General features: G+C 41.1%; 23 protein-coding genes and 1 tRNA gene. 8 read left to right on the top strand and 16 right to left on the bottom strand.

Going from position 1 to position 23,906, the window contains the following annotated elements; genetic code table 11:
• Positions 1 to 27: 27 nt before the first annotated feature.
• On the bottom strand, positions 28 to 1,398 hold the full coding sequence (mnmE, locus tag GO009_RS11090) for a tRNA uridine-5-carboxymethylaminomethyl(34) synthesis GTPase MnmE (RefSeq protein ID WP_163626271.1): 1,371 nt from the start codon (positions 1,396 to 1,398) through the stop codon (positions 28 to 30).
• Positions 1,399 to 1,484: 86 nt separating this feature from the next.
• Here mnmE and GO009_RS11095 point away from each other — a divergent pair, with 86 nt between their 5' ends.
• Positions 1,485 to 1,847 (top strand): DUF4870 domain-containing protein, encoded by a 363-nt coding sequence (locus GO009_RS11095; protein WP_163626272.1) that lies wholly within the window; start codon positions 1,485 to 1,487, stop codon positions 1,845 to 1,847.
• A 58-nt stretch (positions 1,848 to 1,905) separates the two neighbouring features.
• Here the strand turns inward: GO009_RS11095 and dnaN are convergent, their stop codons facing one another.
• The 5 genes from dnaN to GO009_RS11120 form a co-directional block, all read right to left on the bottom strand.
• A complete protein-coding gene (dnaN, locus tag GO009_RS11100) occupies positions 1,906 to 3,024 on the bottom strand; it encodes a DNA polymerase III subunit beta (protein ID WP_163626273.1) in 1,119 nt (372 codons plus the stop codon).
• Positions 3,025 to 3,144: 120 nt separating this feature from the next.
• Positions 3,145 to 4,809 (bottom strand): gliding motility-associated ABC transporter substrate-binding protein GldG, encoded by a 1,665-nt coding sequence (gene gldG / locus GO009_RS11105; RefSeq protein ID WP_163626274.1) that lies wholly within the window; start codon positions 4,807 to 4,809, stop codon positions 3,145 to 3,147.
• Entirely contained in the window at positions 4,809 to 5,540 is a 732-nt protein-coding gene (gene gldF, locus GO009_RS11110) for a gliding motility-associated ABC transporter permease subunit GldF (RefSeq protein WP_163626275.1), read from the bottom strand. The genes gldG and gldF overlap by 1 nt, the downstream gene beginning before the upstream one ends.
• Positions 5,540 to 5,842 carry an antibiotic biosynthesis monooxygenase family protein gene (locus GO009_RS11115; protein WP_163626276.1) on the bottom strand — a complete coding sequence of 101 codons (303 nt, stop codon included), beginning with the start codon at positions 5,840 to 5,842 and terminating at the stop codon, positions 5,540 to 5,542. The genes gldF and GO009_RS11115 overlap by 1 nt, the downstream gene beginning before the upstream one ends.
• Positions 5,843 to 6,673: an S-adenosyl-l-methionine hydroxide adenosyltransferase family protein gene (locus GO009_RS11120; protein ID WP_163626277.1), complete on the bottom strand. Its 831-nt coding sequence runs from the start codon at positions 6,671 to 6,673 to the stop codon at positions 5,843 to 5,845.
• A gap of 119 nt (positions 6,674 to 6,792) precedes the next feature.
• On the opposite strand from GO009_RS11120, the gene GO009_RS11125 reads away from it, so the two are divergent.
• The 4 genes from GO009_RS11125 (at position 6,793) to GO009_RS11140 (ending at position 10,859) form a co-directional block, all read left to right on the top strand.
• Positions 6,793 to 7,752: a PhoH family protein gene (locus GO009_RS11125; RefSeq protein WP_163626278.1), complete on the top strand. Its 960-nt coding sequence runs from the start codon at positions 6,793 to 6,795 to the stop codon at positions 7,750 to 7,752.
• Between the two features lie 14 nt (positions 7,753 to 7,766).
• Positions 7,767 to 8,714, top strand: coding sequence for a phosphoribosylaminoimidazolesuccinocarboxamide synthase (locus GO009_RS11130; protein ID WP_163626279.1), 948 nt, complete (start codon positions 7,767 to 7,769; stop codon positions 8,712 to 8,714).
• 144 nt (positions 8,715 to 8,858) lie between these two features.
• A complete protein-coding gene (locus GO009_RS11135) occupies positions 8,859 to 9,122 on the top strand; it encodes a DUF4212 domain-containing protein (protein ID WP_163626280.1) in 264 nt (87 codons plus the stop codon).
• Positions 9,123 to 9,143: 21 nt separating this feature from the next.
• The gene (locus GO009_RS11140; protein WP_163626281.1) at positions 9,144 to 10,859 is read left to right on the top strand and encodes a sodium:solute symporter family protein; all 1,716 of its coding nucleotides are present in this window, start codon (positions 9,144 to 9,146) and stop codon (positions 10,857 to 10,859) included.
• A 45-nt stretch (positions 10,860 to 10,904) separates the two neighbouring features.
• Here the strand turns inward: GO009_RS11140 and GO009_RS11145 are convergent, their stop codons facing one another.
• Positions 10,905 to 12,713 (bottom strand): sensor histidine kinase, encoded by a 1,809-nt coding sequence (locus tag GO009_RS11145; protein WP_163626282.1) that lies wholly within the window; start codon positions 12,711 to 12,713, stop codon positions 10,905 to 10,907.
• A gap of 143 nt (positions 12,714 to 12,856) precedes the next feature.
• On the opposite strand from GO009_RS11145, the gene acs reads away from it, so the two are divergent.
• Positions 12,857 to 14,764 carry an acetate--CoA ligase gene (gene acs / locus GO009_RS11150; protein WP_163626283.1) on the top strand — a complete coding sequence of 636 codons (1,908 nt, stop codon included), beginning with the start codon at positions 12,857 to 12,859 and terminating at the stop codon, positions 14,762 to 14,764.
• A 32-nt stretch (positions 14,765 to 14,796) separates the two neighbouring features.
• Here the strand turns inward: acs and GO009_RS11155 are convergent, their stop codons facing one another.
• The 4 genes from GO009_RS11155 to GO009_RS11170 all read right to left on the bottom strand — a co-directional run bounded on the left by GO009_RS11155 (position 14,797) and on the right by GO009_RS11170 (position 17,901).
• Positions 14,797 to 15,450, bottom strand: coding sequence for a PolC-type DNA polymerase III (locus GO009_RS11155; protein WP_163626284.1), 654 nt, complete (start codon positions 15,448 to 15,450; stop codon positions 14,797 to 14,799).
• Positions 15,450 to 17,369, bottom strand: a complete 1,920-nt coding sequence (locus GO009_RS11160; RefSeq protein ID WP_163626285.1) for a DUF294 nucleotidyltransferase-like domain-containing protein — start codon at positions 17,367 to 17,369, stop codon at positions 15,450 to 15,452. The genes GO009_RS11155 and GO009_RS11160 overlap by 1 nt, the downstream gene beginning before the upstream one ends.
• Positions 17,370 to 17,540: 171 nt before the next feature.
• On the bottom strand, positions 17,541 to 17,729 hold the full coding sequence (locus GO009_RS11165; RefSeq protein ID WP_163626286.1) for a hypothetical protein: 189 nt from the start codon (positions 17,727 to 17,729) through the stop codon (positions 17,541 to 17,543).
• A gap of 98 nt (positions 17,730 to 17,827) precedes the next feature.
• Positions 17,828 to 17,901, bottom strand: a tRNA-Met gene (locus GO009_RS11170).
• Positions 17,902 to 18,040: 139 nt separating this feature from the next.
• Between GO009_RS11170 and GO009_RS11175 the strand changes: the two genes are divergently transcribed.
• Together GO009_RS11175 and GO009_RS11180 are read left to right on the top strand one after the other, a co-directional pair.
• The gene (locus GO009_RS11175; protein WP_163626287.1) at positions 18,041 to 18,424 is read left to right on the top strand and encodes an START-like domain-containing protein; all 384 of its coding nucleotides are present in this window, start codon (positions 18,041 to 18,043) and stop codon (positions 18,422 to 18,424) included.
• A gap of 54 nt (positions 18,425 to 18,478) precedes the next feature.
• The gene (locus GO009_RS11180) at positions 18,479 to 19,324 is read left to right on the top strand and encodes an aminotransferase class IV (protein ID WP_163626288.1); all 846 of its coding nucleotides are present in this window, start codon (positions 18,479 to 18,481) and stop codon (positions 19,322 to 19,324) included.
• A 1-nt stretch (position 19,325) separates the two neighbouring features.
• Here GO009_RS11180 and GO009_RS11185 read toward each other — a convergent pair whose 3' ends face one another.
• The 5 genes from GO009_RS11185 to GO009_RS11205 all read right to left on the bottom strand — a co-directional run bounded on the left by GO009_RS11185 (position 19,326) and on the right by GO009_RS11205 (position 23,854).
• Positions 19,326 to 19,886 carry a YqgE/AlgH family protein gene (locus GO009_RS11185; protein ID WP_014034237.1) on the bottom strand — a complete coding sequence of 187 codons (561 nt, stop codon included), beginning with the start codon at positions 19,884 to 19,886 and terminating at the stop codon, positions 19,326 to 19,328.
• Positions 19,887 to 20,006: 120 nt separating this feature from the next.
• Positions 20,007 to 20,279, bottom strand: coding sequence for an HU family DNA-binding protein (locus GO009_RS11190; protein ID WP_014034238.1), 273 nt, complete (start codon positions 20,277 to 20,279; stop codon positions 20,007 to 20,009).
• A 176-nt stretch (positions 20,280 to 20,455) separates the two neighbouring features.
• Positions 20,456 to 21,418: a methionyl-tRNA formyltransferase gene (gene fmt / locus GO009_RS11195; RefSeq protein WP_163626289.1), complete on the bottom strand. Its 963-nt coding sequence runs from the start codon at positions 21,416 to 21,418 to the stop codon at positions 20,456 to 20,458.
• Entirely contained in the window at positions 21,399 to 23,291 is a 1,893-nt protein-coding gene (locus tag GO009_RS17915) for an ATP-dependent DNA helicase RecQ (RefSeq protein WP_163626290.1), read from the bottom strand. The genes fmt and GO009_RS17915 overlap by 20 nt, the downstream gene beginning before the upstream one ends.
• Positions 23,291 to 23,854 carry an AAA family ATPase gene (locus tag GO009_RS11205; RefSeq protein WP_163626291.1) on the bottom strand — a complete coding sequence of 188 codons (564 nt, stop codon included), beginning with the start codon at positions 23,852 to 23,854 and terminating at the stop codon, positions 23,291 to 23,293. The genes GO009_RS17915 and GO009_RS11205 overlap by 1 nt, the downstream gene beginning before the upstream one ends.
• Between the last annotated feature and the right edge of the window lie 52 nt (positions 23,855 to 23,906).

The following is a 23,906-nucleotide window of genomic DNA, read 5'->3' on the forward strand; positions in this document are numbered from 1 at the left end:
TTTCCTTAAGCCTCAATGAAATTGAAATTACTTTCCAATGCAAAAGTTAGAAAAGATATTGCCCAATAAATCATCTGTGGTCACGCTTCCTGTAATTTCTCCCAAGTGATAAAGGGCTTGACGGATATCGATGGCCATCAAATCGCTGGACAATTCCATATCCAACCCTTCCTTTACTTTTTGGATTTCCTCCAAGGCTTTTAGCAATGCATCGTAGTGTCTGCTATTCGTGATGATGGTAGTATCACCGCTCAACGCTCCTGAATCCACTAAAGAAAGGAGTTTTGCTTCCAACTCCTGAATTCCTTCTTTAAATTTAGCTGAAAGAAAAAGTACATTGGGAATTTCTGATTTTATCTTTTCTTTCTGCCCTGGGTTTAGGAGATCCATTTTATTACAAATGGGCAACAACTGTTTGTTGGGGTAGCGCTTCTGGATTTGATCCAATTCCGCCTTGTCAAAATCCATTCCATCAAATAAGTAAATAATGAGCCGTGCCTTTTCAATTTTGTCAAAGGTTCGTTCAATCCCTATTTTTTCCACTACATCCACGGTTTCGCGGATTCCTGCCGTATCAATAAACCTAAAATTGATGCCTTTTATGCTGATATGGTCCTCGACCGTATCTCTTGTTGTCCCCGCAATTTCACTCACAATAGCTCTCTCTTCATTAAGCAGTACATTGAGCAGGGTTGATTTGCCTACATTGGGTTGCCCCACAATAGCTACGGGGATTCCATTTTTTATCACATTTCCGAGTGCGAAGGAGTCAATTAATTTCTTTAGTACCTCACTAATGCGGTTGAGTAGTTCGTTGAACTGGGTTCTGTCTGCGAACTCCACATCTTCTTGGGAAAAATCGAGTTCCAGTTCAATAAGCGAAGCGAAGTTCAGCAGTTCTTGTCGCAGTTCTTGGATTTCATTGCTGAATCCACCCCGCATTTGTTGCATGGCAATATCATGGGCAGCTTCACTGTCACTCGCAATCAGGTCGGCCACAGCTTCAGCCTGACTTAAATCCATCTTGCCGTTAAGGAATGCTCGTAGTGTAAATTCACCTGCCGATGCCGAACGGCAACCATTTCGCAACAAAAGCTGAATGATCTGTTGTTGGATGAACGGGGAGCCGTGGCAGGAAATCTCCACAACATTTTCACCGGTATAAGAGTGTGGTCCTTTAAAAATAGAAACAAGAGCTTCGTCCAAAATCTTTTCTTGGTCCACAATATGGCCCAAATGAATGGTATGGCTTTTCTGTTGGGCCAGTTTCTTTCCCTTAATGGATTTAAAAAGGGTATCCACTAGGGTTATGGCATCTGGTCCGGAGACCCTTATCACTGCAATGGCCCCTGTTCCCGAGGGTGTTGCCAAGGCTACAATGTTATCTGTGTACGACATAGGGACAAAAGTACAAATTAGCTGGTGTTTGTAACATTTTTAGTGATTTGTATACTAATAAGATGAATCATCAAAATCAATCAAAAATGGAAGTTATCAATCAAAAAGCAGTTAGGACGGACAATACCTTGTTGGCCGTGACGCATCTTACACAACTTTTATCGTATGTTACAGGATTTGGAAGCCTGATTATACCCTTAATCATTTGGTTGTCCTCAAAAGATAAGGTGGAGGGAATGAACGAACATGGAAAGGCCATTATCAATTTCCAGATCAGTCTGATACTTTACATCATCATTAGTATTCCTGCCATTCTTCTTTTGGGCTTGGGTATACTGGGCTTGATAGGAGCGGGAATCCTTGGGTTTATATTACCTATTGTTAATGCGGTCAAGGCTGCAAATGGTGAATCTCCATCACATTTTATGACGATTAGGTTTATATCGTAAAAACAAAAAAGCTGGAACAATTTGCTCCAGCTTTTTCGATTATGGTTGGGTAGTTAATTTAACTATTCAGCATCACGGGCATCACCAGCATGGTCACATGCTCACCTTCATCCAGTCCATCAATAGGAGTAAGAATACCTGCACGGTTTGGTAAGCTCATTTCCAAAGAAACTTCATCGGAAGACAAATTGTTCAACATTTCCAATAAAAACCTGGAGTTGAAGCCAATTTGCATATCGTCACCTTGGTAAGAACACGATAATCTTTCTTCTGCCTTATTGCTGTAATCTACATCCTCTGCAGAAATATTAAGTTCGGCACCGGCAACTTTTAAACGTATTTGGTGCGTGGTCTTGTTGGAGAAAATGGAAACCCTTCTGACCGAGCTCAAAAATTGATTTCTCGCAATGGTCAACTTGTTGGGGTTTTCCTTGGGAATCACCGCTTCGTAGTTCGGGTATTTGCCATCTATCAACCGACAAACCAATTCAGTATTGTCAAAATAGAATTTGGCATTGCTATCGTTGTATTCGATGGTCACTTCTGATTCGGAACCTGCCAAAATACCTTTTAACAATGTTAATGGTTTTTTGGGCATGATGAATTCTGCCACTTCGGAAGCAGTTACATCTTGACGTTGATATTTTACCAATTTATGGGCATCAGTGGCCACAAAAGTCAAATTCTCTGGAGAAAACTGGAAAAACACCCCGCTCATCACTGGGCGAAGATCATCGTTTCCGGCGGCGAAAATGGTTTTGTTGATGGCTGTTGCCAAAATATCGCCCATTAGGGTAGTGGAACTCGGGTTGGAAACTTCCACCGCTTTTGGAAATTCTGCCCCATCGGCATATGCCAAGGCATATTTACCGTGGTTGGAACTGATTTCTACCGTATTATTGTCCTCAACCACAAAAGTCAATGGTTGTTCGGGAAAAGTTTTTAAGGTGTCCAACAATAAACGTGCTGGCACGGCAATGGTACCTTCCGAATCGGAATCCACTTCCAAAACGGCACTCATGGTCGTTTCCAAGTCCGAGGCGGAAACTGTAAGTTTACTTTCTTTAAGGTCGAACAAAAAATTGTCCAGGATGGGCAAGGTATTGCTATTGTTGATAACTCCTCCCAAAACCTGAAGCTGTTTCAATAAATATGTACTGGATACAATAAACTTCATCAACGAAATACTTTAGTATAGTTGCTCTTTTAGCAGATTTCCCTTCAAAAAGGGCGTATAAAATCAATAAAAACAAATATATCCCAAATGGATTTAGCAGAGAAACAAATTTATCAACAGTTAGACGGTAAACTTACGCTTTCTGTAGTAGCTGAAAAACAGGCCGAACAACAAGGTTAAAACGACTGGTAATCCAATGTTTACAAGCTGCCACTTGTTTTTTTGTTCTGCAATTTTTTTGACATCCAAGAGCGGGATGGATACTTTCTTGTTCCGAATGTTAATAAGCCCACTATTGTCTAACAGGTAATTTGTGCTGTTCACCAAGAATTCCTTGTTGCCATAAAAGCTGTTGGTCCATTTATCGTAGCCCAATTCCAAGGGTCTGCCGTTGCGTAGTTGGTTTTTGATGACGTCCCCATCCGAAATCACGATCATTTTATTTTCGGGACCTTCTTCCATCGTGTTTTGTAGCTTTAAAGGTTTTATCCTGTTTTTGTACATAGAGGTGAAACTGCCCTCGATCAGGACGGCTAATGGCAAATTACCGTTGTTATACGTTGCTTGATCGGGCTGTTGGTTGATCATATCCAAACTCACTACTCTCGGGATTCCATCCGTTTTGGAAAGTGGCGAACTCTGCAACAAGATGGTTTTTTGATAATCGTTTTCCAATACGTCCATTGGACTGGTAAACTGAAAACGTACCGCTTCAATATTAGTATTGATAGGATGATTGTTCTGCGAAAAAACCATTGGGTAATAAAACCAAGGCAAGGGATTGTACTGCGAATCGTTTCCTTCTCCCGTGGCCAAAACTATTTGGGTAAAATACAGGTCGTTGACCAAAACTGGATTGATGCGCACTCCATATTTAAAGAGCAAATCTTTCAAATTAAGGTCTCTGGGAACGGCAATGGCCTCTCCGCCACCTGCATAAATGCTATCCATTTCCATATTTACCTGATCTAGCATCCAAATGGATTTGCCTCCTTGAACCATATATTGGTCCATCACGTATTTCTCTTGGTCGGTAAACGCCTCTGTAGGTTTGGCGATAAGGGCGAGGTCAAAGTTTTTTAGCTGGTCCAAAACGTTTTGTGGATTGGAAGCCACCGAATCCAACGTTATGGCACCTATGTTGTAATAATCGCGAATGGTTGTAAGGTAATCGGCAATAAAAATATCATCCAGTTCGCCATTTCCCTTGATAACGGCTATGCTCTTTTTTTCTTTAATGCTAAGTTTGGTGAATGCATCGGCAAAGGCATATTCCAATTGTTGTACCGAATTGTTGATGCGATCCTCGGCCGTGGAGCCTAATTTATTCTTCAGTAAAGGCACTTTTACCGTCTGGTCGTTGTAATTGACCATGGCCCAAGGAAAAACCAGCTCATTGGATACCTTTCCGTTCTCCTCAACGGTAACATTGGCGGGCTGTAATCCCAAGCTTTGTAATTGGGCGACCGTTTCCTGTGGATTTTCGCTATCCTCCATGGGGTCCACCAAATTATATTTGATATTGCTGTTCTTGGACCCAAATGATTCCAACAATTGAATGGTTTCAGCTTTCAATTTGGAGAACTCTGCAGGAATGTTTCCATCCAGTAATACATCCACAATTACGGGCGTTTCAAAATTTTGGGCCACTGCTACGGCAGGCTCCGAAAGCGTATAGCGCTTATCCTCGGTAAGGTCGAAACGGGTATAGACAAAACTGGCCAATAGGTTGATGGCCACCACGGCTACAATCACTTTTACGATGGATATAAAAAACTTCCCCATTACCTTGGCAATTGTTTTAAACGTTGAAAAGTGAGATACAAAAACAATAAGGTCAATGAGATGAAGTAGACCAAATCTCGGGTGTCTATCACACCTCTTGCAATACTATCAAAATGTGCTTTTGCCCCGAGTGATTGTATGGTTTGTTGCGTTTCTCCATTCGTAAAAAGTGAAGATGCAGCATCAAACCCGTTAAAAATCAGAAAGCAGACCAAAATCCCCACCAAAAAGGCGATAATTTGATTATCCGATAGCGTAGAAGCAAATATCCCGATGGACGTATAACAGGCCATCAAAAACAATAATCCAAAATACGAACCCAGTACGACGCCGAGGTCGTAATTTCCTTCTATCATTCCCAGTCCCGATATGGCAAAAACATATATTATGGTCGGGATTACTGCGATAACGCACAAAAGAAAGGCGCCCCAAAACTTGCCTAGTACCAATTTCCAGATGGAGATAGGTTTTATCAACAGCAATTCCAGTGTGCCCATTTTTCGTTCTTCGGAAAAACTTTTCATTGTGATGGCGGGCACCAAAAAAATAAAAATCCAAGGGGCCAGCAAAAAGAAGTTGCTCAAATCGGCAAAACCGTAGTCAAAAATGTTGTAATCGCCCTTGAAGACCCACAGAAAAAGTCCATTGAGCAGTAAAAACGAACCTACGATCAAGTAACCGATGGGCGATGTAAAAAAAGACCGTACCTCTCTCTTAAAAATTGCGAACATTAAGATGGGTTTGTTGATTGAATTTTATGAACACTCCAAGCTTCAGGCTTATCGGCGAACAATTTTTTAGTGTTGCCCCAAACCTCTTTAAAGAAATCGGAATTCCTATAACTGTTCAGGTGTGATTCCGTATCCCAATAACTATAGGTGAAAAATATATTTGAATTTGTAATGTCTTGATACAATTCTACCATATTACAACCTTCAAAAGCCAAAATACCGTTTTTGCTTTCTTCAAAGATTCGCTCAAAACTAGCAATATTTTCGGGTTTAAAAGTCAGTTTTACAATGCGTATCAACATTTATAGGAAATTTATGGTTACTGTGTCCCTATAATTCAGCCCCAAGAGAGAAGAGGCGCCCCCAACGGAGTTCAGGTCACTTTTATAAATAGCAAGTTCTATGTATCCTGCCGAATTGAACAGGGCCAAGGCATCACCAGGCCCTTTTCGTTGGTTCCGTTCCAAATCATAATTTATGATGCCGTTATAGCTCTGGTGTACCTGCCGTATTTTGGTGGTCCGTGCAATGATTTCAAAATCACGCCCGCTGCGGTATGCTTCGAACAGGCTTTTCTGAATGTTTGTGACCACGTTTCCATAGTTATCAATATATATAACGTTACCTGTAATGGTTTTGCCCTCGTTGGTGATGCGTGGTTCAAAATCACGTAACTCCTTCAAACGCTCCAAAGGTTTGCCAATTACCTCCAACTTACCGCCACGCGCAATATGGCAGGCTACTTGAACAAAAATATTGAGCACTGGAAAGGCACCGGCCTCTGCATTGGGCAGGTTGATTTCCACGACTTTTTCAGGTTGCACCTCGGAAGTTATCAAGGAAATGACCCCGCTGTTGGCACTCACAAAATAGTGTCCATCCACTTGCACAACAATATGTTCGTTTTCAGGGGACAATTCCGAATCGACCCCAACAATATGGACCGTTCCCTTTGGGAACGAACGGTAGGCATTCCTAAGGATATAGGCGCATTCCTGAATATTGAAAGGACTAACGGCATGCGAAATATCAACAACGTTACTATCGGGGAGATTGCTCAGTATTGCCCCTTTTACAGCACCCACAAAGTGGTCCTTGTATCCAAAATCGGTAGTTAAGGTTATGATCGGCATACAATACTGTTGATATGTTTTTCCGCGTCCAAATTGATTTTTAGTTAAGTTTGTTTGTAAAATTAGTCAAAAAAGAAAGAATAAAATTCTTCAAAAACAACTGTAACACCTCACAATTTTTGAACGAACTTGTAATAGAACTTACGGAAATCAGCCCCCAAGAATTTTTTGGACAGCAAAACTCGAATATTGAGTTGCTTAAAAAATACTTTCCTAAGCTAAAGATTGTAGCGAGGGGCAACAAGATCAAAGTATTTGGAGACGAAGAACTTTTAGAGGAGTTCGACAAACGCTTTGACGAACTCACTGGTCAGTTTGCTAAGTACAACAAACTTGATGAAAATATGATCGAGCGTGTACTTACCAGTACCAGCAAAGAAGAATATACATCATCAAAAAGCAGTGGCGATGTTTTGGTGCACGGGGTTAGCGGCAGATTGATCAAAGCCCAGACCGCTAATCAAAGACGCATGGTGGATGCCTGTAAAAAAGACGATATGGTTTTTGCCATTGGCCCTGCAGGTACCGGTAAGACCTATACTGGTGTAGCTTTGGCCGTAAAAGCCCTGAAAGAAAAACAAGTAAGGCGTATAATCCTTACGCGTCCGGCTGTGGAAGCAGGGGAGAACCTTGGTTTTTTGCCAGGTGACCTTAAAGAAAAGCTCGATCCTTACATGCAGCCTTTGTACGATGCTCTTCGGGATATGATTCCTTCGGAAAAACTCGAAAAATATATTGAGGACGGCACCATTCAAATTGCACCAATGGCATTTATGCGTGGTCGAACCTTGGACAACGCCTTTGTGATTTTGGACGAGGCCCAGAACACTACCCACGCCCAAATGAAAATGTTCTTGACCCGTATGGGAAAGAACGCCAAGTTTTTGTTGACGGGTGACCCGGGCCAGATTGATTTGCCACGTAGGGTGATTTCAGGTCTAAAGGAAGCTTTACTTATTTTGAAGAATGTGGATGGCATCAGCATTATCTATTTGGATGATAAAGATGTGATCCGACACAAATTGGTGAAAAAGGTGATTGATGCCTATAAAAATATAGAGCACCAGAATCAATTCTAGAGAAAATTATGGGAATGAATACGCTTATGTCCACGGATTTTAACTTTCCTGGGCAAAAATCAGTTTATAAAGGAAAAGTAAGGGAGGTCTATACCTTAGAAAATGATGTTTTGGTGATGGTGGCCACAGATCGCCTCTCCGCTTTTGATGTGGTAATGCCCAAAGGAATTCCGTACAAAGGTCAGATTCTAAATCAAATAGCCACCAAAATGATGAAGGATACCGAAGATATTGTTCCCAATTGGTTGATGGCCACTCCCGACCCCAATGTGGCTGTGGGCAAGGCCTGTGAGCCTTTTAAAGTGGAAATGGTAATTAGGGGTTATATGTCCGGCCATGCTGCACGCGAGTACAAAGCAGGCAAAAGATTGCTTTGCGGTGTACCAATGCCCGAAGGGATGAAGGAGAACGATAAATTCCCAGAACCCATCATTACACCTGCCACCAAAGCGGAAAAAGGAGACCACGACGAGGATATTTCCAAAGAAGATATTTTAAAACGGGGTATTGTATCCAAAGAAGATTACGAAGTCTTGGAAAAGTATACCCGAGCCCTATTTCAAAGAGGAACCGAAATCGCGGCCAAACGAGGTCTTATTTTGGTAGATACGAAATACGAATTCGGTAAGACCAAAGACGGGGAAATTGTATTGATCGATGAGATTCACACTCCTGATTCATCACGCTATTTTTATGCCGATGGATACGAAGAGCGTCAAGAAAAAGGGGAGCCTCAAAAACAGTTGTCTAAAGAATTTGTTAGACAATGGTTGATTTCCAATGGATTCCAAGGGCTTGAGGGGCAATCGGTTCCCGAAATGTCAGACGAGTATATTGAATCGGTTTCGAACAGATATATCGAACTTTATGAGAATATCACTGGAGAAAAATTTGTAAAAAGTGATATCTCTGATCTACAGGAAAGAATTTTATCCAATGTAACAGCGTACTTGGCAAAATAGTCATCACTTACTTGTTACCTAACTAATAAATTATAGGGAATTCTGTGAATTCCCTTTTTTTATTGCCTCAATAGTAATAAATCTTAAAACTAAATTGATATATTGACCTGGCACAAACGAATTAACTAAACAAACCACCAAATCATGTCTGAAAAACAAAAAAAGGCTACGGCCTATTGGAGAGAAAACTTAAAGTACCTAGTCATATTGTTGAGTATTTGGTTCTTGGTCTCCTATGGAGCAGGTATTCTCTTCAAAGATGCTTTGAACAACATTCGTATGGGCGGATTTAAACTTGGGTTTTGGTTCGCACAACAAGGATCTATCTATGTGTTTGTCATCCTCATTTTTGTGTATGTACGCCTAATGAACAAATTGGACAAGAAATACGGCTACAACGAAGATTAACCAACCAAATGCCCAAAACTTATGAATGATGTACAAATATGGACCTATGTCTTGGTCGCGCTATCCTTTGGACTTTATATAGGAATTGCCATCTGGTCTAGAGCTGGTTCAACAAAAGAATTTTACGTAGCTGGTGGAGGGGTTTCCCCATTGGCCAACGGTATGGCAACGGCAGCGGATTGGATGTCAGCGGCTTCCTTTATTTCGATGGCTGGGATTATCTCCTTTGCTGGTTACGATGGCGCTGTATATTTGATGGGGTGGACAGGTGGCTATGTACTTTTGGCCTTGTTGTTGGCACCTTATCTTCGAAAGTTTGGAAAATTTACCGTGCCCGATTTTATAGGAGAGCGTTACTATTCCAAAACAGCCCGTGTTGTAGCGGTTTTTTGTGCCCTAATTGTTTCCTTTACCTATGTGGCAGGACAAATGCGCGGTGTTGGCATTGTGTTTTCACGATACTTGGAAGTTGATATCAATACAGGTGTTGTTATCGGTATGGTGATAGTTTTATTTTATGCCGTTCTCGGAGGAATGAAAGGAATCACCTATACCCAAGTGGCACAATATTGCGTTCTGATATTTGCCTTTATGGTGCCTGCAATCTTTATTTCCATTCAAATGACAGGCAATCCAATTCCGCAACTCGGATTTGGTGACACCTTATCCGATGGTTCCGGAACCTATCTTTTGGATAAACTGGATGGTCTATCCGAAGAACTCGGTTTTGCAGCCTATACGGATGGCTCTAAAAGTACGATTGATGTATTTGCTATTACCCTTGCCTTAATGGTGGGTACCGCAGGATTACCTCACGTAATTGTTCGCTTTTTTACGGTAAAACGAGTACGTGATGCCAGAAAATCGGCAGGATTGGCATTATTGTTCATAGCCATTCTGTATACCACGGCACCGGCCGTGGCAGTTTTTGCAAGAACTAATCTTATTGAAACGGTAAGCGGAAAAGAATACACAAATATGCCTGAATGGTTTAGCCGATGGGAAAAAACAGGATTGATAGCCCACGAGGATAAAAATGGAGATGGTAAAATTCAATATGTTGCCGCACCCGAAGTAAACGAATTGACGGTTGATCGGGATATTATGGTATTGGCCAACCCTGAGATTGCAGATCTGCCCGCATGGGTCATTGGTTTGATTGCTGCTGGTGGGCTGGCAGCAGCTTTATCTACCGCAGCAGGGTTGTTATTGGTGATTTCCTCCTCGGTTTCCCACGATTTGATCAAGAACGTGCTTAAACCGGACCTTTCGGAAAAAGGAGAGCTTTGGGCAGCGCGAATTTCCGCAGCCCTTGCCGTTGTTGTTGCGGGGTATTTCGGTATCAACCCGCCAGGCTTTGTGGCGGCCGTGGTCGCCCTGGCTTTCGGTCTTGCTGCGGCATCATTCTTCCCAGCCATTATTCTTGGGATTTTTTATAAGAAGATGAATAGTAAAGGAGCTATCTCGGGGATGGTCGTAGGACTTTGCCTGATGCTTTTTTATATGCTGAAATTCAAATTTGGAATTTTTGATGGAGGTAAAGAAGCTGTCTCCGACCTACAAGAAAGCTGGTGGTTTGGTGTATCACCCGAAGGGTTTGGAACTATAGCAATGCTAGTCAACTTTATTGTTGCCATTGCGGTGAACCAATTTACTGCCGAACCGCCCGAAGAGGTACAAGAAATTGTTGAGAACATTCGTGTTCCCAGCGGGACAGGAGATGCTGTTGGGCATTAACATGGGAAATTGTACCAATTCTAAAAAGCCCCGAGCATATTAATATTAGCTGGTTATAGGAACCTTTATAGTGACGGTAGTTCCTTTTGGTTTACCTTGGGCATCAATCTTATCGGTTATTGTCATTAGTTTTTGCTCAATAGTTTCGGCAAATAAGGAGTTTATACGTTTCTGGGTAACTTCCATACCGCGTGATGTTTTGTTTTTTTTGAATTGTTTTGATGCTTTTCTACCTATGCCGTTATCGTCTATGGTACACTCCAAGAAACCATTATTTCTTGCGAAGGAAATGTTCAATATTTTTTCTCCCTCTTTTTTGTTGAGCAATCCGTGAAGGATGGCATTCTCCACAAATGGCTGGATCATCAATTGAGGAATCTCAATGTCTTGGTAGGAAAGGTCTTCGTCCACAGATATGTTGTATTGGAACGAGTCTTCGAACCTTAGGGATTCCAACTCAAGATAGCGGTTTATAAATTGAATCTCCTCAGAAAGCAAAATACGGTTTTCCATGGAGCTTTCCAGCGTCTGTCGCAAAAGCTTGCTAAACTTGCTGAGGTATTTTATGGCCGAAACCTTATTATTGGTGGTCACTAGGTTTTGAATGGAGTTGAGAGAATTAAAGATAAAATGCGGGTTTATCTGTGCACGCAATAACTTACGGTAGTTTTGAATGGAAACTTCCTGAATGCGTGATTTTTCTTCGTGCTCTGTTCGGATTTTGTACCCTAAACCGAGCAAGAAAACAGAAATTTCGGCCAATGAGGCAATTCTTAAATAATTGAAATTGGATAAAAGAAAAGACATCAAAGACCCAATGCTGAACAAGAGGGATCCTATAATAATAAACCAAGTAAGCTTGTTTTTTCTTTGTAAAATCAAATAAGTCACTCCGAATATTTCCATTAAAGAGAGTGCTATCATTCTAAAATCCAGAAGAATTAAATGCAGTTGGTAATGTTCTAAAAGTAAAATAGAGCTATCAAAAACGATTAAGAAAAGTAGAAGCGTAGTAAAAACAGTAATAATTTTGTCGATTATAGGGTACGTTTCCTTTGTGTTTAAAAAATACCGCGTAAATAATAGGTAAAAAATGATGGCCGCCATCTCCAGAACCGTGTTCAGAGTGTAATTGAGAAGTGAAAATACGCCAATATGTTCCTCGTAAAGGTCAGAAGAGATTCGGCAGAGATACAATATTAAAAAGAACACGTACAGGGCATAATATATATACTCGCGCCGTTGGTGCGTACGATAAAAAATGATGGTCATGATAATCACGAGATAGGCACTGCCCAAAAACAACTGGGATATTTTTGTAGCGGTCGATTTTTGAGTATATAAGATTTTGTCCCTTAAGTAATCTTGTAGCTCTTCTTTATAGAAAAAAATATTTTTGTACGCCAGACTAACGCGCTTGCTAACGATTGAAAATTTAAGGTAGAGAAACCGACCATCTATCAAGTTATCCTTATCAAAAGCAAATTCACCGGTAAAATCCTTATTAAGCTGAAATGCACCCATTATTTTAGACGCTATGTCGCCATTTGACTCCCGATAAAAAATCTCTGCTTTGTTAAGGTAACCAACTTGCAAAATCCAATTTTCGTTCGAAAACAGTGAATCGTACTGGGAAAAATCCAGCTTGGCCCAATAAATGTCATTTGGATGTGTTTTGGTAACCAAAGATTTATCTTGGTACGAAAGCGTACTTGCTTCTGTAATAGAAATGGTGTCTTGACTGGTTTTAAAGAGCGTGTATGGAACAATGTTGCCACCCTGTAGTTGCTCAGCCTGAGCCACGGCCAGCCAAGAGAAAAATAACAATGAAAGTATGGTTCGGTTATGCTTCATTCAAAACATAAATATAACCAATATGATAATTATTTTAAGACTGGGTCATATGCATGTCCACAAAGGCACATTGGATATAGACTCAGGCCTATAATTGCACTCTTTTTCCTATTTTTAAGCCGCATAAAAATTTATCAAACCCAATGAGTAACTACCACATCAAACATTTGGAAGAATATTTTCAAGTTTATCGCAAATCCGTAAGAAACCCCGAAGGATTTTGGGAAGAAGTAGCCGAAGAACACTTTCACTGGCGTAAAAAATGGGATTCAGTTTTGGAATGGGACTTTACCAAGCCAGAGATTAGTTGGTTCAAAGGTGCTAAGTTGAACATTACCGAAAACTGTATTGACCGCCATTTAAGAATCCGAGGTGATAAAACTGCCATACTTTTTGAACCCAATGATCCTAATGAAGAAGCAGAACATATTACATACAGCGAACTTCACGAACGCGTTTGTAAGTATGCCAATGTGCTAAAGGAAAAGGGTGTTGAAAAAGGAGACAGGGTAGTTATTTATTTGCCAATGATTCCAGATTTGGCCATATCCGTTTTAGCTTGTGCCCGTATAGGGGCCATACACTCTGTGGTATTTGCTGGATTTTCATCAACGGCATTGGCAACCAGGATCAATGATTGTGGCGCCAAAATGGTACTAACTTCCGATGGTTCTTTTAGAGGAACCAAGGTTATCGACTTAAAGTCCATTGTGGACGAAGCTTTGGAAAACTGTCCGGATGTAGGGACCGTACTGGTCACCAAACGTACGGGTGGTGAAGTAAGCATGAAAGAAGGTCGCGATATCTGGGTTCAGCCACTTTTGGATAAGGCATATTCGGATTGTGTTCCCGAAATTGTGGACGCCGAACATCCATTGTTCATTTTATATACCTCGGGTTCAACAGGTCGCCCCAAGGGAATGGTGCATACTACCGGGGGATATATGGTTTATACCGCATATACCTTTAAAAACGTATTCCAATACCGCGAAGAAGATGTGTATTGGTGTACTGCAGATATTGGTTGGATTACGGGACACTCCTACATTGTGTATGGGCCATTGGCGAACGGTGCCACAACGGTAATGTTTGAAGGGGTACCATCTTATCCTGACTTTGGAAGGTTCTGGGATGTTGTGCAAAAGCACAAAGTAAACCAGTTTTATACAGCTCCTACGGCAATTAGGGCCTTGGCCAAAGAAAACTTGGACTTTGTTACCAATCACGACCTCTCCAGCTTGAAGGTTTTGGGAACCGTTGGAGAACCTATCAACGAGGAGGCATGGCACTGGTACAACGATCATGTGGGTGATAAAAAATGCCCAATTGTGGATACGTGGTGGCAAACAGAAACAGGGGGCATCTTAATTTCGCCCATACCATTTTCTACGCCCACAAAGCCTACATACGCCACTTTGCCCATGCCGGGAATTCAGCCCGCACTTATGGATGAAAATGGTGAGGAAATCAAAGGCAACCAAGTAGATGGAAGATTGTGCATCAAATACCCATGGCCTGCTATTGCAAGAACCATTTGGGGCAACCACCAAAGGTACAAGGACACGTATTTCTCTGCTTTTGAAGGAAAATATTTCACAGGGGATGGAGCTTTGAGGGATGAGGTCGGGTACTACCGAATCACCGGTAGGGTAGATGATGTCATCATTGTCTCTGGTCATAATTTGGGTACCGCACCGATTGAAGACGCCATTAACGAGCACCCGGCCGTAGCAGAATCGGCAATTGTTGGATTCCCGCACGACATTAAAGGAAATGCATTGTACGGATACATTATTTTAAAGGAAACAGGAGAAACGCGTAATCGCGATAACCTGAAAAAAGAAATCAATCAATTGATTACCGAACACATTGGACCCATCGCCAAACTGGATAAGATTCAGTTTACAGAAGGATTGCCCAAAACACGAAGTGGTAAGATCATGAGGAGAATCCTTAGAAAGATTGCTTCCAAAGATACCAGCAATTTGGGAGACACTTCAACCTTGTTAAACCCAGAAGTTGTAGAGAACATTATAAAGGAAAGCCTTTAAATAGTTCAGCTTTATTAAAAAAAAGGGTCTTCTTATTTTTTAAGGAGATCCTTTATTTTTTTGGGTTTCAATTTTTCAATGATTCTTAAAAAAGCAATAGCAGTGATAAAGGCATCGCCCAAGGCCGTATGCCTATCCTTTCGGGAAATACTGAACTTTTTGGCCAAATCGTCCAAGGAGTATCTTTCTTTTTTTTGAACTACGGTAGATACCAACAATGTTCTAATGTAGAGTGATTCGGTATCCAAAGTTTTGTTTTTGAGCTTGGGCAGCCCATTTCTTTTTAACGCGGCATTGATCATGTTCACATCAAACATTACATGGTGCCCCACAAGCACATGGCTTTTGGCGTACACCAAAAATTGTTTCAAGGCTTCAAGCTCGGAGATGCTATCCCGTTTACTTTTCTTTAGAATTCCATGGATTTCTGCACTATCCGAATCATAGTGGTCCTGCTGAATGTACACTTCAAAACTATCCTTCACCACAATATTGTTGTCCAATAGTTTTAGTGCCCCAATGCAAAGCATACGGTCTTTGGTCAAGCTAAAGCCTGTTGTTTCCGTATCCAGCACCACAAAAGTATTTGCATGGATGTCATCTGGAAGCTTTTCTTTGAAATGCTCCTCGTACTCCCACCAAAAATCGGGAAGTTCCAAAGGTTTCTTTTTAGAAAAGGGCCACATCAGCGCAACATATTTTTTACCTGGAACCTTACCTCGATCAACGATTGGATTTCTTTAACGGTTTTAAAGGTTCGTTTTAGTTTGATTTTCTCCTCCTTGTTCAATTTGTCCAACGCGATATACCGACCCGAATCGTTGTGCAGCAAGCCCTGTCTTGTCCTAAATTTGAGCAACGCTTTGCTGGCGTAGGAACAAGCTAGGTAAAGCTCTTTGTTGTTCGGTTCCAGTTCGGCCAGTTTTTCGTAGCGTTCGGCTGTATTGTTTATGGATTTGATGGAATGTGACAATATAAGTACCCGAGCGGCATCGATAATGGGCATAAGGGCGCGTAACTTTAAATCGAAGAAATCCTTATGTTCCCCATCTTGTTCCACCAAAAAATCCCTAAAAAAACCTGATGGCGAAGGGTTTTGTAAAGCACCGCTGGCCAAATGGGTGAAAAATTGCGGATAGTGGTTGGCTTGATCAAAAATACTTAGGGAAAGCTCATCTGCCAGAGCCTTCTCCCCATAGGTTACATTGTAATCAAAAAAGATGGAGGATAAGAGTATCTCGTCTGGTCCAGGATTATGGATCCAATGTGCTGTTACTTGTTTCCACTCGCTCAAGCTATGGCACCAAGAGCGGTTCGAAGCCATCATATCCGCTGGGCAATATTCAAAACCGATGGTGTTCAACCCTTTGGAAATGCGTTCACCTAGTTTTAAAAAATAGCTTCGTGTCGTTTCCAATTGCTCTTCAGGAACATCTTCAAAAATAATGGCATTGTCTTGGTCCGTATTCAAAAGTTGTTCCCCACGTCCTTGACTGCCCATACTAAGCCACGTAAATTTTACAGGAGGTTCTTCTTCCATTTTGGACAATGCGATTTGTATGACCTGTTTGGTAGAGGCATCATTTAGTTCTGAAATGATTTTGGATACCAATCCCAAAGGGATATTCTGGTCCAAATACCCTTGCAACAAGTTCATGATGCCATGGCGAATACCCCGAAGTCTTTTGGCACTGGTTGCTCTTTTAATGGCTCGCATCAGTACAGCAGGATTGTTTCCGACGGCTACCATAATATCATGTTTGGATAAAATCCCGACCGATTTTGTATCCGTAGTCCCATCTTCCGTAAGCACCAAGTGGCTGATATTGCTCTTCATCATGGCCATTTGCGATTGTGCCAATGTAAGCCCTTTTGGATAGGTGATAATGGGGGAGGACATGATTTTTTTCGCCGAAGCGGTGATGGGAAAGAGTCCCGTGGCTACTTTTTTACGAATGTCCTTATCGGTTATGATACCAACGGGCAGGTTATCCTTTTCCACCAAAATACTGCTCACGTTGTGCTTGGTCATTTTGTTGGCAATGGTCTTTATTTTCGTGCCTTTTTTGCAGGTGATAAGGTCCGTGGAATATTTTATGGGCTGTAGATCCAATATTTTATCACTGGAGTATTGATTGGAATCGCTACTGGCACCATACAATTTTCCACGATGTTTAATAGAGTAGGGGTTGCCTGTATTGGAAGCAAAGCTTTCGATCAAAAAATTTCCGATACGCTTGTTTTCGAGTGCCAAGGGCTTAAAGTCCTTGATGGGAATGGCGTAGAGAATGGTTTCCTCATAAGCTTTTGCCTCCAATTTGTAGCTTTCGTTGGCCAAAAGGGGGCGAAGTCCAAAAACATCACCTTCGTCACATATATCCAAAATTTGACTGGACCCAGCTTTGGACAAGGCCACAGCACCTTTGTTTACCACATAAAAATAGGCGTGCGGACTTTCGCTCTGCGAAAAAACCAAGGTATTGGTTTCCTTGTGGACAATCACCACTTCTATGGACAACTGTTCCAACTGCTTCACCTCCATAGCGTTGAAGGGAGGGTAGTTTTTTAGAAAGTCGGCAATGCGCTCGGAGATGGTGTTTTTCATGGTAGGCTTAAATTAAGGGAAATCGGAACAATTACACTGTCCTGAATAAAATAAAACTGGTTGCTCCAATACCTTTATTTTCAATCGCTAGCCTTGTTGTAAGCCCGTATCATAAGTATGGCCCAAATGGCAACGAGTACAATAACAACAATGGAAAACCATAAAACGATATCATTTGCTGTCATTGTCCACAAGCTTTAAGTAAATCATGACCCCTAAAAGGGTCGGTGCCCAAAGGCCAACAAATAGGCCATGTTCGGGATTTCCACTAAGGAACAAGTATTCTGCTACAAAAATGATCAATGCGCATAAAATCAGCATCAACAGATTGGCCGTTCCTAACTTTTTGAAGTAATTCATTACAAGGTTGGTTTAAATGCATGAAGTTAGGAAAAAAAGAGTATTGGAAAAAAAGAAAGTCATCCAACTGAAATACAGTTAAATGACTTTGAAATTTGTAGCGAGAGGGGGACTTGAACCCCCGGCCTCCGGGTTATGAATCCGACGCTCTAACCAGCTGAGCTACCTCGCCATGGTTTTGCTAAGCGGGTGCAAATATATGTTTAAATTTTCGCTGAATCAAAATTCAGGATTAATTTATTATTTGACATTTATTTTTATATCTTCCCAAACTATACTAAAGTTGAAAAAACGATTTAAAGAACACGACAATGAGTGATAAGGTTAAATTTGAACTGGAGTTTGTGATCCAGGCTTCACCTCAGTTGCTTTACCAATATATTTCCACACCCTCGGGACTATCTGAATGGTATGCCGACAATGTTAATTCCCGTGGGGAAATATTCACATTTATTTGGGATGGTGCAGAAGAGAGAGCAAAAATGCTCAAGCGTAAGAGTGAGGAATTTGTAAAATTGGCATGGGAAGAAAGTGAAGATGATTCCTATTTTGAAATGCGCATTATAGTTGACGAAATAACTAAAGATGTATCTCTTTTTATAACAGATTTTGCAGAGGAAGACGAAGTAGATGAATCTAAAATGCTGTGGGAAAACCAAGTATCCGACCTTAAACAGGTTCTTGGCTCTACCTAGTCCGATTCTCAACTAAACCGTATATTTGGTCCCGATAAAAATCGGGACTTTTTTATGGTCAATTGTAACGGAGCACTTTTAGCGGAAGACAAGGCAATTTTTACGCATAATAATAGAGCCCTCAAATATGGCGACGCCCTTTTTGAAACGGTTCGGTATGTGAACGGAACCCTCTTTTTTTGGGAAGATCATTACTTTAGGTTAATGGCCTCTATGCGTATTCTGCGAATGGAAATTCCCATGGAATTTACCATGGAGTTTTTGGAGGAGGAAATTAAAAATACCATTAAAGCCAACGGACAAGAAAATGGTTCGGTTCGTGTTCGCTTAACGGTTTTTAGAAACGAGGGAGGCTTGTACACCCCAAGCACCAACAATGTTTCCTACCTTATTGAGACAAGCCCTATGGAGTCCCCTTTTTACATTATTGAAGAGGGTGACTACGAGGTTGAATTGTTCAAGGATTATTATGTAAACAAGGACATGTTGTCCAATCTAAAATCCACCAACAAAATTTTGAATGTAGTGGCGGGAGTTTATGCCCAAGAAAATGGGTATGCCAACTGTTTATTGGTGAATACCGACAAAAAGGTGGTCGAGGCCATAAATGGAAACCTTTTTTTTGTGAAGGGCAATGAGGTAAAAACCCCGCCTTTGAGCGATGGTTGTTTGGATGGCATTATTCGAAAAAACCTTATGAAAATTATTGCGGGTTCCGAGGAACTTGATTTGGTGGAAGCATCCATTTCCCCTTTCGAACTTCAAAAAGTGGATGAACTGTTTATTACCAATTCTATTGTGGGCATACAACCCGTCAGCAAATACAGGAAAAAGAAATTTGATACCAAAGTGGCCAAGAGTTTGGTAGGAAAGTTAAATGCCAAAGCTCGGATAGGATAGTTTAGTTGAGCGAGGGGTTTTCGGGAGCATTGGACCACAACAAATAGTCTCCGCCCAATTCTACCATTTTTTCTTTCCAAAATGCATAGGCAGATTTTTCCAGAATATTGCTTTCGTACTCATTTGGGAGCACTACCCACGATTTGGAAGAAAGTTCTTGGTCCAATTGACTGGTGCCCCAGCCAGAATACCCCAAGAAAAATCGGATATCCTGTTCGGTGATGGTTCCACTATTGATGAGTTCTACGGTCATTTCAAAATTACCGCCCCAAAAAATACCATCAGAAATCTCAATACTGTTTTCAATAAGTTCTGGCACTTTATGGATAAAGTATAGGTTGTCCTGCTCTACTGGCCCGCCATTAAATACTTGAAAAGGGATTGTAATATCAGAAATAAGGTCGCAAATGGTATAGTCCAAAGGTTTGTTCAAAATAAAGCCTACCGAGCCTTCGTTGTTGTGCTCAGCGATAAGTACTACCGACCTATTGAAAGAAATATCACCCGTAAGTGACGGTTCTGCAACAAGTAAATTCCCTTTTTTAGGCTTTTGACTTACCATTTACATTTTTTCTTGTACTTAAATTTAACATATTATTCTACATATGCAAAAAACACAACGCATATAAACTAAAAAAGCACCCCGAAAAGGAGTGCTTTCGTATATTAAATAAATAATTGATTAGTTTACTGCACCGCTCAATTCAGCACCTGCTTTGAACTTTACAACGTTCTTAGCGGCAATCTTAATTGTAGCTCCAGTTTGTGGATTTCTACCTTCTCTAGCGCTTCTTTTGGAAACTGACCAAGAACCAAAACCTACCAAGGAAACTCTGTCTCCTTTTTTAAGCGTTCCTTCTACATTTCCCAAGAAAGATTCCAATGCTTTTTTTGCTGCTGCCTTAGTGATGCCAGCATCAGCTGCCATAGCATCGATTAATTCTGTTTTGTTCATAATGGAATTAAATTAATTGTTGTTAATATAATTTTAATGCTGAACAAATTTATATGGATTTGCCAGTCACGCAAGTAAAACCAAGGGAAATAGGGGTTTTTGTTGATAACTTGAAACGTTTGTTGATAAAGTCGGAAAAAAATGACAACTTTTCCCAGCCCAATTGTAGCAAGGCTTTAGCGAAGATGCGCTTCTTTATCAAGATTCAACCCATTCAAAATCTCCATTATTTGCATTCTTCGCTTTCCCGGAAGTTGCAATTCCAACAAAGAAATATAGCCTTCTTTTACGGCGACTTTCAACGATTTTTTTTCTGCCAACAGTTTTCCAATGTCGTGATTGTGTTCGGCCTGTTCCATTTTGGTTTTAAAAATCTTCATTTGGTCGGCCTTTCCATCATTTACAAATTGTGTCCAAGCTCCAGGATAGGGACTCAATCCTCGAATATGATTATAAATATCCTTTATAGGGGCATTCCAATCAATTCGGCAGGTATCCTTATGGATTTTTGGTGCAGGTTTAAGTTCCAGGCTTTCATCTTGTGCTTGTCTTGTTACGGTTCCGGCTTCAATCTGCTTGCAGGTATCCACCACTAAATCGGCACCGAGCTCCATTAACCTATCGTGCAAGGTTCCAGCACTGTCATTAGGCAGTATTTTTTCTGTTTTTTGAAGTACGATGTTTCCCGTGTCAATTTTTTCATCAATAAAAAAGGTAGTAACACCTGTTTCCGTTTCTCCGTTGATTATTGCCCAATTGATTGGTGCTGCGCCGCGATATTGAGGAAGGAGGGAAGCATGAAGGTTAAAGGTGCCGTGCTCGGGCATTTGCCAAACTATTTTGGGCAACATCCTAAAGGCCACGACCACTTGCAAATTGGCATCGAGGTTTTTGAGCTCATCCAAAAAAGCTTCGTCCTTTAAGTTGGTGGGCTGCAATACCTTTAGATTGTGTTGCACCGCAAATTGCTTTACGGCAGATTCCTGGACTTTGCGGCCACGGCCTGCGGGCCTGTCCGGTGCGGTAATTACACCAACTACATCGAAGCTGGCTTCCAAAATCTTTTTGAGAGTGCCCACGGCAAAATCCGGGGTGCCCATAAATACGATACGCAGGGAATTATTTTTTGATGTACTCATTCTTAAAATTTAGGGAGACCAGCTCATCTTCCAGTAGTCTTTCCAATGTTTTTAAAAGTTCTTTTTCGTTTGCCCCAATTGCTTTTTCCAACTGTCGGGAACTGTGGGGACGAATTTCCAAAAGCTCCATGATTCTTTTCTCTAAATCATAGGGAGATGCTATCTTTTCTTTCTTGGTGCAAATATCGCATGTACCGCACTTTTCAGTGGTCTTTTCTCCAAAATAATTCAGTAAGTAAACACTACGGCATACCTTTTTATTGGAAACATATCCCAGCATGGCCGCCATGTTGTTCTGCTTCACTTGATTGAAATCCTTGATTTTTTTGGCAAATAGGTTAATGGTATGGTCATCTTCCCTGGGTACCAGAAAAGTAATCTCTAGATCGCTGGTACTGTTTTGATACGCTGCAATGCCATCATCCGCCAGTTGTTGGAGTATTTTTTTTAAGTACTCCTCGCTCGCCCCAGTTTTTTTGGACAACATGTACAGGTTAATTTTGGTCTCGTATTCTGTAATGCCCCCGTATGTGCGCAAAATGGTCTGTATTATCGGGGCAGTTTTCTTGTTTTTGTCCAAATATTCAAATATCCCGGATTTGGAGGCTACAAACTGAAGGCTGGTTTTCTCCTTAAAATTTTCAGCAAGCGATAACACGGAATTCTGATCCAAAATGCGGATGGCATTAAAGGTCACATTTGGGTTAAACTCGTACCGTTTGCAAAACTCATTGAATTTGAAGGCCAATGCATCCGTTATCAATTCACCATACGATATTTGAAAATAGTTGTTGAGTTTGGAATATACTTTTTTAACGAAGGCCACATCGGGCAGGGTGGATAGAAACTGCTGTTTGGCCTTATCTTCATCTTCGTTGGAAGTGATGATGATTGCTGTTGATGGCTCCCCGTCACGTCCAGCTCTACCGGCTTCTTGGAAATAACTTTCCAAACTGTCGGGTATTTGATAATGAACCACCAACCGAACATCCGGTTTGTCCACTCCCATTCCAAAAGCGTTGGTGGCCACCATCACCCTAACTTTGCCGCTTAACCAAAGGTTAAGCTTTTCTTCTTTATCGGATTTTGGAATTCCACCATGAAAGAATGAAGCAGAAATACCATTCTTGACTAAAAAATTGGCCAAGGAAATGGACATTTTTCTGGAGCGAACATAGACAATGGCACTTCCAGGGATTTTGTCCATGTATTTTTTAAGCTGATACAATTTGTCTTCGGAACGCTTTACCCTAAAATTAATGTTGGAGCGGGAGAAAGAATCTTTGAAGATCGCTACATTTTCCAATTCCAAGTTTTCCACAATGTCGTTTACCACTCGTGGGGTCGCTGTTGCCGTTAGGGCGATCATTGGTTTATTGGGCACCAGTTCTTTTAAAATGGCACATTCGAGGTAGGCGGGTCTAAAATCGTTTCCCCATTGCGATATACAATGGGCCTCATCAATAGCAATAAGGTTAACATTCATTTGTGGGATGCGCTCCTGTACAACGGTTTGTTGCAACCTTTCGGGCGATAGGTACAGGAATTTGTAGTTGCCATAAAGGCAATTATCCAAAAGATCATTTAGCTCATCTGGGGGAATGCCGCCAGTTAGGGCAACAGCTTTAATGTCCCTTTTCTTTAGTTGCGCCACTTGATCTTGAATCAGGGCCACCAAAGGTGAAACCACAATACAGATGCCTTCCATGGCCAAAGACGGAACTTGGTAGCAAATGGATTTACCACCACCTGTGGGCATCAAGGCCAAAACGTCTTTGCCAGAAAGTACGTTGTCTATAATTTCTTTTTGGGACCCTCTGAAACCATCATGACCCCAAAATTGTTTTAAAATGCTTGTGGTGTCCTTATGCACTATAATTTTTTAAGTGTTTCCAAAATAAAATCAATCCGATTTGGGACTGCATCTTTTGGCACTTCGATGGGGTTATAGCCAAATTGGGTGTATGTTTTCATCAAGAAATGATGGATACTTTCAGCTTCCTCAAAGGTTTCCAATCTTTCATTGTCAGAAACATATATTTCTTGCCATGGGGGAACAATAAAAACAGAATCGTATCTATGGTTCTCGCAATGTGAGATAAAATCTTGATCGTAAGTTTGACCAAAAAAGGCCATGTAGGCCAAGACATCTGGGATTCCTCGGTCAAAAAAACTTATGGGAACATCTATTTTTAAGGATTGTTGGTAGTGTGCTGTTCTGCCCTGAAGCAAATCTTTGTTGAACTGCATGGCATCGTCAACAAAAACCAAAGGGTTGGAAATATATTCTTCGGACTGCCCTTCTTGCTTGGCTTTGGAGGTCATATCCCGAATAATTTCGTGAAAACAATGAAAACCCTTGCTTTCCAATCCATTTACTATGGATGTTTTTCCCGTTCCGGGTGCTCCCGTTATAACTACTTTGCTCTTGCCCAAAGACCTTGAATTAATAATGCAAAGTAATGAAATCGCCAGAAGGAAAAAAAAT

It is taken from the genome of Allomuricauda sp. TY007, from assembly GCF_010468565.1.
In the GTDB taxonomy this organism is placed as follows: domain Bacteria; phylum Bacteroidota; class Bacteroidia; order Flavobacteriales; family Flavobacteriaceae; genus Flagellimonas.